We start from the raw sequence: 14232 nt of genomic DNA, 5'->3' as shown, positions 1-14232 counted from the left end.
AAACCGCGACGCCAGGCGGCATCGCGGTCTCAGATATATGTTACAGCCAGTCGCCGTTGCGAATAACTCCAACCGCCAGCCCTTCAATGGTGAAGCTCTGCTGACGAAGGTCAACGACAATTGGTTTAAACTCGCTATTTTCTGGCAACAGTTCGACTTTATTGCCCTGTTTTTTCAGGCGCTTAACGGTAACCTCGTCATCAATACGTGCGACAACGACCTGACCGTTACGTACATCCTGAGTTTTATGCACTGCCAGCAAGTCGCCATCCATAATGCCGATATCTTTCATCGACATCCCGCTGACGCGCAGCAGGAAATCAGCATTCGGCTTGAATAAGGAAGGATCGACCTGATAATGACCTTCAATATGCTGTTGCGCCAGAAGCGGTTCACCGGCAGCCACACGACCTACCAGCGGCAACCCTTCTTCCTCTTCCTGCAACAGACGAATCCCGCGTGATGCGCCGGAAACAATTTCAATAACGCCTTTGCGTGCCAGCGCCTTCAGATGTTCTTCAGCCGCGTTTGGGGAACGGAACCCCAAACGCTGCGCGATTTCCGCACGCGTCGGCGGCATACCTGTCTGGCTGATGTGATCACGGATGAGATCAAACACCTCTTGTTGCCTGGCCGTTAACGCTTTCATTCCGCCCCCTGGGTGTATATACAGTTATGCTGTGAGTATATACAGCAAAAGGCGATTTTGGAACCATAAACTGCACAATAAACCAGAGATTTATCGAAATCTGGAAGGGTTATCCAAAATGCGACCATAACAGGATGCACCAGGTAATCACGGCGACGATAATCGCAATCAGAACCGCGGCGGATCCCATATCTTTAGCGCGTCCGGAAAGCTCATGGTATTCAGAGCCAATTCGGTCAACCACTGCTTCGATGGCGCTATTGAGGATTTCCACAATCATCACCAGCATCACGGAGCTGATAAGCAGCACGCGGGTAATTGCGTCCACATCCAGCCAGCAGGCGATGACCACCGCCAACAATACCGCTACGCCTTCCTGACGGAATGCCGCTTCGTTGATCCATGCAGCGCGTAAACCTTTCCAGGAATAGCCAGCAGCTTTGATAATTCGGGTGAATCCAGTGGTATTATTGGCCATTGAAAGAACCTTTTTACATTATGAGCGTCAATATCAGTGTACCGTTAAATCCGATGATTCGGGTTTGCGTAACGCCGCGCGAAACATGAGCGGATACCACAGAATTTCCCATGACTTTCTGCTATCCTTGCCGCGCATTTGCATTATTAACCAGAGGCTTTACATCGTTTATGTCCGGCTGGCCACGAATTTACTACAAATTACTGAATTTACCATTAAGCATCCTGGTAAAAAGCAAGTCTATTCCGGCAGATCCTGCCCCGGAACTGGGGCTGGATACCTCTCGTCCAATTATGTACGTTTTACCGTACAACTCGAAAGCTGACTTGCTGACGTTGCGCGCCCAGTGTCTGGCACATGACCTGCCTGACCCGTTAGAGCCGCTGGAAATCGACGGCACGCTACTGCCGCGCTATGTGTTCATTCACGGCGGGCCGCGTGTGTTCACCTATTACACGCCGAAAGAAGAGTCTATTAAGCTGTTCCACGACTATCTCGATTTGCACCGTAGCAACCCAAATCTGGATGTGCAGATGGTGCCAGTATCGGTGATGTTTGGTCGCGCGCCGGGGCGTGAAAAAGGCGAAGTGAACCCGCCGCTGCGTATGCTTAACGGCGTACAGAAATTTTTCGCTGTACTGTGGCTCGGTCGCGACAGTTTTGTGCGTTTCTCGCCGTCAGTTTCGCTGCGCCGTATGGCGGATGAACACGGCACGGATAAAACTATCGCGCAGAAACTGGCGCGCGTGGCGCGTATGCACTTTGCCCGTCAACGTCTGGCTGCCGTAGGCCCACGTCTGCCTGCTCGTCAGGATCTGTTTAATAAGCTGCTCGCCTCCCGCGCCATTGCCAAAGCGGTAGAAGATGAAGCGCGCAGCAAAAAAATCTCCCATGAAAAAGCGCAGCAGAACGCGATTGCGCTGATGGAAGAGATTGCGGCGAATTTCTCTTACGAGATGATCCGCCTGACTGACCGCATTCTGGGCTTCACCTGGAACCGCCTTTACCAGGGTATCAACGTCCATAACGCCGAGCGCGTTCGCCAGTTGGCCCACGACGGTCATGAGCTGGTGTATGTGCCTTGCCACCGCAGTCACATGGACTACCTGCTGCTTTCTTACGTGCTGTATCACCAGGGGCTGGTGCCGCCGCATATCGCCGCCGGGATCAACCTGAACTTCTGGCCGGCCGGGCCGATTTTCCGCCGTCTGGGTGCGTTCTTTATTCGCCGTACGTTTAAAGGCAATAAGCTCTATTCCACCGTTTTCCGTGAGTATCTCGGCGAACTGTTCAGCCGTGGTTATTCCGTCGAGTATTTCGTGGAAGGCGGTCGTTCCCGTACGGGGCGTTTGCTGGATCCGAAAACCGGTACGCTGTCGATGACCATTCAGGCGATGCTGCGTGGCGGCACGCGTCCGATTACGCTGATTCCGATCTATATCGGTTATGAGCACGTCATGGAAGTGGGTACTTACGCCAAAGAACTGCGCGGTGCGACGAAAGAGAAAGAGAGCCTGCCGCAGATGCTGCGCGGTTTAAGCAAGCTGCGTAATCTCGGTCAGGGTTACGTCAACTTCGGTGAACCAATGCCGTTGATGACCTACCTTAACCAGCACGTACCAGACTGGCGTGAATCTATCGATCCCATCGAAGCGGTGCGTCCGGCCTGGTTAACGCCGACGGTCAATAATATTGCTGCCGATCTGATGGTACGCATTAACAACGCAGGCGCGGCAAACGCCATGAACCTGTGCTGTACTGCGCTTCTGGCGTCACGTCAGCGCTCACTCACCCGCGAGCAGTTAACCGAGCAACTCAACTGCTACCTGAATCTGATGCGCAACGTACCTTACTCCACGGACTCTACCGTTCCTTCAGCCAGCGCCAGCGAGCTTATCGATCACGCGCTGCAAATGAACAAGTTTGAAGTCGAGAAAGACACTATCGGCGACATCATCATTCTGCCGCGCGAGCAAGCGGTGTTGATGACCTACTATCGCAACAACATTGCGCATATGTTGGTGCTGCCTTCGCTGATGGCGGCAATTGTCACTCAGCATCGCCACATCTCCCGCGACGTATTGATGGAGCACGTCAATGTGCTTTACCCAATGCTGAAAGCGGAGCTGTTCCTGCGCTGGGATCGCGACGAATTGCCAGACGTTATTGATGCGCTGGCAAATGAGATGCAACGTCAGGGGCTGATTACCCTGCAAGATGATGAGTTGCATATCAACCCGGCGCATTCTCGCACGCTACAGCTGCTGGCCGCAGGCGCGCGCGAAACGCTGCAACGTTATGCCATTACCTTCTGGCTGTTGAGCGCCAACCCGTCGATCAACCGCGGTACGCTGGAAAAAGAGAGCCGCACCGTCGCGCAACGTCTCTCCGTGCTGCACGGTATCAACGCGCCGGAGTTCTTCGACAAAGCGGTGTTCAGTTCGCTGGTGCTGACGCTGCGTGATGAAGGGTATATCAGCGATAGCGGCGATGCCGAACCGGCAGAAACGATGAAGGTTTATCAGTTGCTGGCGGAGTTGATTACATCAGACGTGCGTTTGACGATTGAGAGTGCGACGCAGGGCGAGGGGTAATCAGTGAGAATTGCCGGATGCGGCTCAAACGCCTTATCCGGCCTTCCATGATCTGCAAATTCAATAAATTGCGATCTGTTGTGTAGGCCTGAGAAGCGCAGCGCATCAGGCAGCCCAGAAGAAAGCCGGATGATCATCCGGCTTTTTTACATCATCAGAAATGCCAGTAACTCATTGCCAGCCCTAAAAACAGTACCAGACCAACATAGTTATTATTCATAAATGCTTTAAAGCAGGCTTCACGCTCGCGGTTGGCAATCAGTTTTTGTTGATAAACAAACAGCGCGCCAGCCACCAGAATTGACCAGTAATATCCCCAGCCTAAGCCATTTAACTCACCGATAATCGCCATCAGCGCCAGTACGCCAATCTGCAAAATACCAATAATCAATTTATCGTATTGGCCGAACAGGATTGCGGTGGATTTAATGCCAATCTTCACATCATCATCGCGGTCAACCATCGCATACTGCGTGTCGTATGCCACCGCCCAGAGAATATTGGCGAGGAACATTAACCAGCAACTCAATGGCACCGACTCACTCACAGCAGCAAAAGCCATTGGAATCGACCAGCCAAACGCCGCGCCCAGCACCACTTGCGGTAGATGGGTATACCGCTTCATAAACGGGTACACCCACGCCAGCGCCAGCGCGGCAATCGACAATAGAATGGTCATCGTATTCAGCGTCAGCACCAGTAAAAACGAAATCAGTACCAGCACTACAAACAGCGCGCGCGCCTCTTTCTCTGTTACCGCACCGCTGGGAAGTGGTCGGTTCGCCGTGCGCTTAACATGACCATCAAACTTGCGGTCAGCATAATCATTCACCACACATCCGGCAGCGCGCATCAGCCAGACACCCGCGACAAACACCGCCAGGATCCAGAGCTGGGGAACGCCCGGTGTCGCCACCCACAACGCCCATAATGTTGGCCAGAGCAGCAGTAACGCGCCAATTGGCTTATCCGTACGCATTAAGCGATGAAACGCCAGCAGCTTATTCTGCGTCAGACTCCACTCCATATTTTTTTCCTCTTAGTACAACGGTGACGCCGGTAAAAACAGTTCTGTTAGCAACAGCGGTTTACCGCTTAATCGCAGGCGGGAACGTCGCCCCCACAGTCCGGCATCACGGCCTATCTCAATAAAGTCCCGGGTTAATGTCGATGATGTGAACAGATAGCGTCCTAACGGCGTTTTACCCAATTTTTGTAACGCCAGCTCCGGCCCGCTTAACGTTGACACAGGAACGACGGTACGACCGGCAAGCCACGGTTCACCATCGGCACATAACAAAATTTCACGTAACCAGTAACGAGACTCTTTCGGCAGCAGCGGCAGTTCTTCGGGGATTTCATTCTGCTCGACAAACCCTTCGCGGATCATCGTCACGCTTACCGTTTTTCCCTGCTGTTCAAAACGTTTTGTCATGGAATCTTCCAGCAACAGCCAGTCGAGCAGTTGCGGATCCAGAGCAGGGATCTCTGTAAAATAGCGCAGCGCACGCAGTTGCGTTAACGCGGGGTGTGACATGCCGAACTCTCCGTTACATAACGTAAAGGCATTGTATCGCAGAAAAGTGTTTACGGGAGATGTAAAGCAAATTAAGTGATCTAATGCGCAACAAAAACGCAACAATCGCATGAAGTGGTAAAACGCTGTTGAACCTTACGCTTTGCCGATGCCCGTGCTGGCGAGGTCAACCATAGGGGCATCACCGCCCAGGATGCCAGGAACGGTGATGTTTTCCTTTACTTAAATACCTTTATTCTTTATACGATTAGCTCGCCAACTCGCAGTAAAAATGGGGAAAAGCGCATGTTTATCCTGAGATTTGGAGCCGAAAAGTGTTTCCGGAGTAAGATTAACAGGCAACATCTCATGTCTGGATTTGTAGATATACGTGGAATTCCAATTGGTATCTTTTGTAGGATTCAACATATCATGTAAGCGCTGGGAGCTTACCACCATAACTGGCCCATCATCGACAGAGGAGAACAGGATAAAGATATTATCGTTTCGTGTTAATTCATTCGTGTTAAAGGTTCTTAAATTATCTTCAATTTCTATAAATAAAGGTGAAACATCATCACTACGAATCCACTCTTTATAAAGATGCCAGGCATTTGCTTTGATCGTATCATCCGTTGATCGTAGAGCCTGATCGATAAGTTGGATAAAAAAATTGTTATTTTGATCAATCAGCCCTTTATTCATATTAAATCTGTTAATAAAATCGATCGTCTGTTGGGTATCGAAATTCACTTTACTGAATCGATGTTGACGCATAAAATTATCGAACTTGTTATCTTCATCAGGATGGATATAACTACGTATAATTGGATTTTTTATATAAGGACAATGGCTAAATATTTTCTTCATATTCTCAATAAAGTTTTTATTAACAATATTAAGAATTTTTAATTGCATCACCAGTTTTACTGCCAGAACGGATTTCAATATCGCTGGATCATCTGGCAATGTATCAATCATTTTTATAATGTTATTGATATAACCATCGAGATATTCATTTCCAAATATATCTGAATAATCAATAGTTAATTCCAATCGTTCTGTAATGCAATCTTTAAAATTCCCTGTCGACATTCGCACATGATCAAACATAACAGCTGTCAGATTCGATTTAATAAATGATATTTCTTTGGTAGAAAGAAATTCTGCTCTGGTGAAGTGCGAAGCATAAAGATAACAATTATTGAACTTTGAATTTCTAATCTGACATTCACGAAAATTACTATGAGTAAGCTGGCTCCGCGAGAAGTCAACTGTATCAAGAATACTTTGGCTAAAATCGACATATTCGCCAGTCGCTTTGATAAAAATCACATTGTGTAAACGTCGACATTTAAATATGACATTATCAACTGTTGCAGTAGTAAAATTGCAATCCCCTATTTCTTTACATTCGAATGTTACATGTTGTAGATTTGATGATATGAAAGACACCTTCGAAATAACGTCACCTTTAAAATGACAACTTGTTAAATCCAAATCAGACAGGTCAGTATACCCCTGCGCATCTTTATCCATCAGAAAATCACAAGCACATTCTATTTCTTCATTTCTATAAAATTTTACGCTTATAATATCATTACTGATTGAGACTTCACGAAACATATTTATTGCATGATTTTTTTTGTTCCGTTGTTTTATATTTAAAAATATATCACTGATATAAATAAAGTTATCTCTATTTAAACCTGGCACCCCATTAAAATTACGTAGTAAATCAAGATCTAATTTATTATTTCCTTGCACCACATCATGTTTCATCAAAGAGTCATTGCCGCCAGAATTTGTGATATGACCTATCATAAAACCTCTGTATTACAGAAATGAAATAACTGGAAAAGTAGCCTGAGCGTCCAGACACTACCGGCGAAAGGAAAAGAATCTCTGATAAGGCATTGAGATAATGGATATTCTTAGTGAAGAAGAAGCGAAGTACTATAAAAAATCGCTCATATCCCAGGAATGAAGCATAAAAAAAGGTGCGCCAGGAGACGCACCAGTTGTTGCAAAATCAGCACTGTGGGGCGTAATTACCCCTTGCCTTTTACACTGCTGATAAAGGTGGAACGGGCAGATGTTGACCCCAGGCGTTCAGCTTCATCAAGCAGTTTTAACGCCTTATCAACATCACCTTTCGCGACAGCGTTTTTGATCGCGGTATTAAAATAACTTTCCGTGTCGTTGAGCATCGGCTCGCTTTTCTTCACCGGTGCCGGAGCGGGTGCAGCCACAGCTGGTGCCGCCGTGTTGCCTACCGTAACCGGAGCTGGAGCGGAAGAACCAAATAGAGGCCCGACCAACACGCTGGAACTGGAGTTCGTTTTCACTTTCAGTTTCAGTAAGCCATCGGTGGTATGACGAGCAACCGGGTCAGGAATATCCGGGATCGAGTTACCGACGCCTTTGGCATAGGCTTTAGCCGGGTCGAGCAGTTGGGTCGTCTGCTGGAGGTCTTTTTCCGTGGTAAAGACCAGAACATAAAGTTTTTGCTGCCCCAACGCCGGTGTCAGGCGCATAACACCTTCCAGCCGATCTGCACTCATCACGCCTGGTTCCTGGTAGGTGAAATAACTGCTGGGGAAGAAGGCTGATGGGGTCATGTTCTGATCAAGAATCAGCACGTTCGGCGCAAATACGCTAGTTTGCTTGTTCACTTCGCTGGTCAGCGTTAGGGTCAGTTCGCCAATGTTTGCCGGGACGCTGTACGCAGCAACCGGACCACTGATGCCGGGAACGTTCAGTTGTTGGCCGCCAGTCGCCAGTTGGGTGGTCTGGGTTTTAGATTGATCGACCGGTGTCCAGGTGAGTTGTTGCAGCGCGGCAGATGGAATGGCTGGCGCGTCGCTGGTGTTTTGCGGTACGTAGTTAACATCGGCAAGGCTGATTCCAGGCGCGCTTGCCAGCAACCCTGCTGATAAACAGAGGGCGATGAGACTTTTATTCATTTTCATTGTTTCACCTCAAAATCTGGAGCTCAGCGGTAGCCAGGCAATAGCGCGCTAAACCCGATAATCAGAGGGGCTTTCGCCCCTTTCAGATAATGACAACCTGTTTTTATGCCGGATGCGGCGTAAACGCCTTATCCGGCCTACATTTGACAGCCGTTGTAGGCCTGATAAGACGCGCAAGCGTCGCATCAGGCGTTGGTTGCCGGATGCGGCGCAAGCACCTTATCCGGCCCAGGTTTTGCTATTACCACCAGATTTCCATCTGGGCACCGAAGGTCCACTCGTCGCTGTCACCACGGCCGAAGCTGCCGCCGTTAAAATCAGCAGGAACGGCTTTGCCGAAGTTAGTGTTGGTATTGGCGTTACCGGTGTAGTCATAACCCCATTTCTCATCCCACTTGGCGTAGGTTGCGAAGACACGAATAGCCGGGCGTGACCAGATGCTGTCGCCAGCCTGCCATTGTTGTGCAAGGGTAATTTTGTACTGATTGTTCTTGTCGCCGGTGCGCTGGGATTCGACGTTGTCGTAGCCGATTTCCATCACGGTGCTCATGATTGGCGTCCACTTGTACATCGGGCGAATACCGACGGTCCACCACTTGGTGCCGTTGTCGTTATCCCAGTTGATATCCTGGTACATACCCACGTACATCATGTCCCAGTTGTCGCCCATGGAGATCGCTCCGTGGTCGAGGATACGCAGCATGTGACCGTTGTTGTTGATATTGTAGGCAAATTTTTCGTTATCAAACGCGACGCCAGAACCCTGCGACAGACCTTTACCCTGCGAGGTCATCGAGTCAGTAGCGTACTGAACAACAAACTTGTTAAAGCCCTTCAGGACACTCTGAGTATGTTCAGCAGTGAATAACCAACCGTCTTTCGATGCGCCATCAACCAGACGATAGTTATCACGCAGGTTGGCACGACCGTAGTCGACACCCAGTTCTAATGTGCCGCCCGGGTTGATTTCCATCTGCGCTAAACGCACGTCGAAAACGTCGTTCGCGGTTTCGTTGGTATAGTCATAAATATTGTTGCTGGCGAAAGAGGAAGAACCACCAGCTTCAGAGGAGCGGGTTGCTGCCAGAGAGAGTTTACCGAAGCCAACATCGATGTTTTCCAGACCGGCACCAGGACCAGAAATATCCCAGTAGTAGAAGTCGATCATATGAACGTCATGACGTTGGTAGAAGCGCTTACCTGCCCAGATGGTGGAGCCTGGCAGCCATTCGATCAGGTTTTTACCCTGCACGTTTGCTTCACGGAAGGCCGGATCGGTAGCTTCCCAGTCATTCTGTTGTGCGACGGAATAGGCCACGTTAGTGTCGAAATAGAAGCTCTTATCGCCCTCTTTCCACACTTCCTGACCCAATTTTAATTCAGCATAAGTTTCACATTCGTTGCCAAGACGGTATTTACTTTGAGCACCGGTAGTCTGGAAACACTGTTGTTCACCGCCGCTACCTGTCCAGCCAATACCGGAACGTGCATAGCCGTGGAAATCAACAGCCATTGCCTGAGCAGACATTACGCCCGCTGCGACGGCAACCGCCAGAGGAAGTTTGCGCAGAGTAATCATCATTCTATCTCCTGAGTCATTGCTTTTCTTTTTTCACATCACCTGTGACAGGCTTTGTGTGTTTTGTGGGGTGCTTAAACGCCCGGCTCCTTATGCAGTCGACGACATGCAGTGCCATCCTCACGGAACAGATGGCAACGCTCTGGCGGCAGGCCGATAGCGAATGTGGCACCTTCTTCTACCAACACCACGTCGTTCTGGCGGTACACCAGGTTTTGACGAATGGAAGGGATCTGGATATGGATTTGGGTTTCGTTGCCGAGTTGCTCGACGACCTGAACTTCACCCTCAAGGATGACGTCAGCGATATCACTCGGCAGTAGATGTTCCGGGCGAATACCCAGCGACATATTGGCTCCAACCTGGACATCACGGCTTTCAACCGGCAGCCAGACTTGCTGACGATTTGGCATCGGCAGCTCCACCTGCACTTGATCGATTGCAGTGGCGGTCACTTTTACCGGCAGGAAGTTCATCTTTGGCGAACCGATAAATCCGGCGACAAAACGGTCTGCCGGATAGTGGTACAGTTCCAGCGGTTTCCCAACCTGTGCCACGCGACCGGCGTCCAGCACCACGATTTTGTCGGCTAGTGTCATCGCTTCGACCTGATCGTGGGTGACGTAAATCATTGTGCGGCCCAGGCGTTTATGCAGACGGGAGATTTCGATACGCATTTGCACACGCAGTGCAGCATCGAGGTTGGAGAGCGGTTCATCGAGCAAAAATACGCTTGGCTCGGCCACCAGCGTACGGCCAATCGCCACACGCTGACGCTGACCACCGGAGAGCGCTTTCGGTTTGCGATCCAGCAAATGCGCCAGTTGCAGCACTTCCGCCACCTGGTTGACGCGTTGGTTAATCACCTCTTTTTTTGCGCCTGCCAGTTTCAGGCCAAATGACATATTTTCTGCTACTGACAGGTGGGGATAGAGCGCGTAAGACTGAAACACCATACCAACGCCGCGTTCTGCTGGCGGAGTGTCATTCATCCGTTTCTCACCGATGAACAGGTCGCCGCTGGTGATCGTCTCAAGCCCGGCAATCATGCGCAGTAAAGTCGATTTACCGCAGCCAGACGGTCCGACAAACACCACGAATTCACCTTCATGGATATCGAGATTGATATCTTTCGATACCACGACCTCGCCCCAGGCTTTCGTTACATTTTGCAGCTGTACGCTCGCCATGCCCTTCTCCCTTTGTAACAACCTGTCATCGACAGCAACATTCATGATGGGCTGACTATGCGTCATCAGGAGATGGCTTAAATCCTCCACCCCCTGGCTTTTTTATGGGGGAGGAGGCGGGAGGATGAGAACGCGGCTTCTGTGAACTAAACCGAGGTCATGTAAGGAATTTCGTGATGTTGCTTGCAAAAATCGTGGCGATTTTATGTGCGCATCTCCACATTACCGCCAATTCTGTAACAGAGATCACACAAAGCAACGGTGGGGCGTAGGGGCAAGGAGGATGGAAAGAGGTTGCCGTATAAAGAAACTAGAGTCCGTTTAGGTGTTTTCACGAGCACTTCACCAACAAGGACCATAGATTATGAAAATAAAAACAGGTGCACGCATCCTCGCATTATCCGCATTAACGACGATGATGTTTTCCGCCTCGGCTCTCGCCAAAATCGAAGAAGGTAAACTGGTAATCTGGATTAACGGCGATAAAGGCTATAACGGTCTCGCTGAAGTCGGTAAGAAATTCGAGAAAGATACCGGAATTAAAGTCACCGTCGAGCATCCGGATAAACTGGAAGAGAAATTCCCTCAGGTTGCGGCAACTGGCGATGGCCCTGACATTATCTTCTGGGCGCACGACCGCTTTGGTGGCTACGCTCAATCTGGCCTGTTGGCTGAAATCACCCCGGACAAAGCGTTCCAGGACAAGCTGTATCCGTTTACCTGGGATGCCGTTCGTTACAACGGCAAGCTGATTGCTTACCCGATTGCTGTCGAAGCGTTATCGCTGATTTATAACAAAGATCTGCTGCCGAACCCGCCAAAAACCTGGGAAGAGATCCCGGCGCTGGATAAAGAACTGAAAGCGAAAGGTAAGAGCGCGCTGATGTTCAACCTGCAAGAACCATACTTCACCTGGCCGCTGATTGCGGCTGACGGGGGTTATGCGTTCAAGTATGAAAACGGCAAGTACGACATTAAAGACGTGGGCGTGGATAACGCTGGCGCGAAAGCGGGTCTGACCTTCCTGGTTGACCTGATTAAAAACAAACACATGAATGCAGACACCGATTACTCCATCGCAGAAGCTGCCTTTAATAAAGGCGAAACAGCGATGACCATCAACGGCCCGTGGGCATGGTCCAACATCGACACCAGCAAAGTGAATTATGGTGTAACGGTACTGCCGACCTTCAAGGGTCAACCATCCAAACCGTTCGTTGGCGTGCTGAGCGCCGGTATTAACGCCGCCAGTCCGAACAAAGAGCTGGCGAAAGAGTTCCTCGAAAACTATCTGCTGACTGACGAAGGTCTGGAAGCGGTCAATAAAGATAAACCGCTGGGTGCAGTGGCGCTGAAGTCTTACGAGGAAGAGTTGGCGAAAGATCCACGTATTGCCGCCACCATGGAAAACGCCCAGAAAGGTGAAATCATGCCGAACATCCCGCAGATGTCCGCTTTCTGGTATGCCGTGCGTACTGCGGTGATCAACGCCGCCAGCGGTCGTCAGACTGTCGATGAAGCCCTGAAAGACGCGCAGACTCGTATCACCAAGTAATGCTGTGAAATGCCGGATGCGGCGTGAACGCCTTGTCCGGCCTACAAAACCGAAACGTATGTAGGCCTGGTAAGGCGCGTCAGCGTCGCATCAGGCAGTTGTTGTCGGATAAGGCGTGAAAGCCTTATCCGTCCTGGAATGAGGAAGAACCCCATGGATGTCATTAAAAAGAAACATTGGTGGCAAAGCGACGCGCTGAAATGGTCAGTGTTAGGTCTGCTCGGCCTGCTGGTGGGTTACCTTGTTGTTTTAATGTACGCACAAGGGGAATACCTGTTCGCCATTACCACGCTGATATTGAGTTCAGCGGGGCTGTATATTTTCGCCAATCGTAAAGCCTACGCCTGGCGCTATGTTTACCCGGGAATGGCTGGAATGGGATTATTCGTCCTCTTCCCTTTGGTCTGCACCATCGCCATTGCCTTTACCAACTACAGCAGCACTAACCAGCTGACTTTTGAACGTGCGCAGGAAGTGTTGTTAGATCGCTCCTGGCAAGCAGGCAAAACCTATAATTTTGGTCTTTACCCGGCGGGCGATGAGTGGCAACTGGCGCTCAGCGACGGCGAAACCGGCAAAAATTACCTCTCCGACGCGTTTAAATTTGGCGGCGAGCAAAAACTGCAACTGAAAGAAACGACCGCCCAGCCCGAAGGCGAACGCGCGAATCTGCGCGTGATTACCCAGAATCGTCAGGCACTGAGTGACATTACCGCCATTCTGCCGGATGGCAACAAAGTGATGATGAGCTCCCTGCGCCAGTTTTCTGGCACGCAGCCGCTCTACACACTCGACGGTGACGGCACGCTGACGAATAATCAGAGCGGCGTAAAATATCGTCCAAACGACCAGATTGGTTTTTACCAGTCCATCACTGCTGACGGCAACTGGGGTGATGAAAAGCTAAGCCCCGGTTACACCGTGACCACCGGCTGGAAAAACTTTACCCGCGTCTTTACCGACGAAGGCATTCAGAAACCGTTCCTCGCCATTTTCGTCTGGACCGTGGTGTTCTCGCTGATCACTGTCTTTTTAACGGTGGCGGTCGGCATGGTTCTGGCGTGTCTGGTGCAGTGGGAAGCGTTGCGCGGCAAAGCGGTCTATCGCGTCCTGCTTATTCTGCCCTACGCGGTGCCATCGTTCATTTCAATCTTGATTTTCAAAGGGTTGTTTAACCAGAGCTTCGGTGAGATCAACATGATGTTGAGCGCGCTGTTTGGCGTGAAGCCCGCCTGGTTCAGCGATCCGACCACCGCCCGAACGATGCTGATTATCGTCAATACCTGGCTGGGTTATCCGTACATGATGATCCTCTGCATGGGCTTGCTGAAAGCGATTCCGGACGATTTGTATGAAGCCTCAGCAATGGATGGCGCAGGTCCGTTCCAGAACTTCTTTAAGATTACGCTGCCGCTGCTGATTAAACCGCTGACGCCGCTGATGATCGCCAGCTTCGCCTTTAACTTTAACAACTTCGTGCTGATTCAACTGTTAACCAACGGCGGCCCGGATCGTCTTGGCACGACCACGCCAGCCGGTTATACCGACCTGCTTGTTAACTACACCTACCGCATCGCTTTTGAAGGCGGCGGGGGTCAGGACTTCGGTCTGGCAGCAGCAATTGCCACGCTGATCTTCCTGCTGGTGGGTGCGCTGGCGATAGTGAACCTGAAAGCCACGCGAATGAAGTTTGATTAAG

The 14232-nt window shown here is 50.2% G+C and carries 11 protein-coding genes; 3 read left to right on the top strand and 8 right to left on the bottom strand.

Features of this window, described 5'->3' with window-relative positions; all coding sequences use genetic code 11:
• Window positions 1-40: 40 nt before the first annotated feature.
• Together lexA and dgkA are read right to left on the bottom strand one after the other, a co-directional pair.
• Window positions 41-649 carry a transcriptional repressor LexA gene (gene lexA / locus ACJHX7_RS20650; protein WP_000646078.1) on the bottom strand — a complete coding sequence of 203 codons (609 nt, stop codon included), beginning with the start codon at window positions 647-649 and terminating at the stop codon, window positions 41-43.
• Window positions 650-758: 109 nt separating this feature from the next.
• Window positions 759-1127 (bottom strand): diacylglycerol kinase, encoded by a 369-nt coding sequence (gene dgkA, locus ACJHX7_RS20645; protein ID WP_000002907.1) that lies wholly within the window; start codon window positions 1125-1127, stop codon window positions 759-761.
• A gap of 170 nt (window positions 1128-1297) precedes the next feature.
• Here dgkA and plsB point away from each other — a divergent pair, with 170 nt between their 5' ends.
• Complete coding sequence (gene plsB, locus ACJHX7_RS20640; RefSeq protein ID WP_001361470.1) at window positions 1298-3721, top strand: glycerol-3-phosphate 1-O-acyltransferase PlsB; 2424 nt, start codon at window positions 1298-1300, stop codon at window positions 3719-3721.
• Between the two features lie 154 nt (window positions 3722-3875).
• Here plsB and ubiA read toward each other — a convergent pair whose 3' ends face one another.
• The 6 genes from ubiA to malK form a co-directional block, all read right to left on the bottom strand.
• The gene (ubiA, locus tag ACJHX7_RS20635) at window positions 3876-4748 is read right to left on the bottom strand and encodes a 4-hydroxybenzoate octaprenyltransferase (protein WP_000455227.1); all 873 of its coding nucleotides are present in this window, start codon (window positions 4746-4748) and stop codon (window positions 3876-3878) included.
• Between the two features lie 12 nt (window positions 4749-4760).
• Window positions 4761-5258, bottom strand: a complete 498-nt coding sequence (ubiC, locus tag ACJHX7_RS20630) for a chorismate lyase (RefSeq protein WP_001308201.1) — start codon at window positions 5256-5258, stop codon at window positions 4761-4763.
• 222 nt (window positions 5259-5480) lie between these two features.
• The gene (locus ACJHX7_RS20625) at window positions 5481-7061 is read right to left on the bottom strand and encodes a SopA family protein (protein ID WP_097465957.1); all 1581 of its coding nucleotides are present in this window, start codon (window positions 7059-7061) and stop codon (window positions 5481-5483) included.
• Window positions 7062-7288: 227 nt separating this feature from the next.
• Window positions 7289-8209: a maltose operon protein MalM gene (gene malM / locus ACJHX7_RS20620; protein WP_000783444.1), complete on the bottom strand. Its 921-nt coding sequence runs from the start codon at window positions 8207-8209 to the stop codon at window positions 7289-7291.
• Between the two features lie 241 nt (window positions 8210-8450).
• Window positions 8451-9791, bottom strand: a complete 1341-nt coding sequence (lamB, locus tag ACJHX7_RS20615; protein WP_000973665.1) for a maltoporin LamB — start codon at window positions 9789-9791, stop codon at window positions 8451-8453.
• A 71-nt stretch (window positions 9792-9862) separates the two neighbouring features.
• Window positions 9863-10978 (bottom strand): maltose/maltodextrin ABC transporter ATP-binding protein MalK, encoded by a 1116-nt coding sequence (gene malK / locus ACJHX7_RS20610; protein ID WP_000179165.1) that lies wholly within the window; start codon window positions 10976-10978, stop codon window positions 9863-9865.
• Window positions 10979-11342: 364 nt separating this feature from the next.
• Between malK and malE the strand changes: the two genes are divergently transcribed.
• Both malE and malF read left to right on the top strand, forming a co-directional pair.
• The gene (malE, locus tag ACJHX7_RS20605; RefSeq protein WP_000695387.1) at window positions 11343-12533 is read left to right on the top strand and encodes a maltose/maltodextrin ABC transporter substrate-binding protein MalE; all 1191 of its coding nucleotides are present in this window, start codon (window positions 11343-11345) and stop codon (window positions 12531-12533) included.
• Between the two features lie 153 nt (window positions 12534-12686).
• Complete coding sequence (gene malF / locus ACJHX7_RS20600) at window positions 12687-14231, top strand: maltose ABC transporter permease MalF (RefSeq protein ID WP_001361466.1); 1545 nt, start codon at window positions 12687-12689, stop codon at window positions 14229-14231.
• Window position 14232 lies beyond the last annotated feature (1 nt).

This window comes from Escherichia sp. WS1451 (assembly GCF_046487365.1).
In the GTDB taxonomy this organism is placed as follows: Bacteria; Pseudomonadota; Gammaproteobacteria; order Enterobacterales; family Enterobacteriaceae; genus Escherichia; species Escherichia coli.
This window is presented reverse-complemented; position numbering and strand designations above follow the sequence as displayed.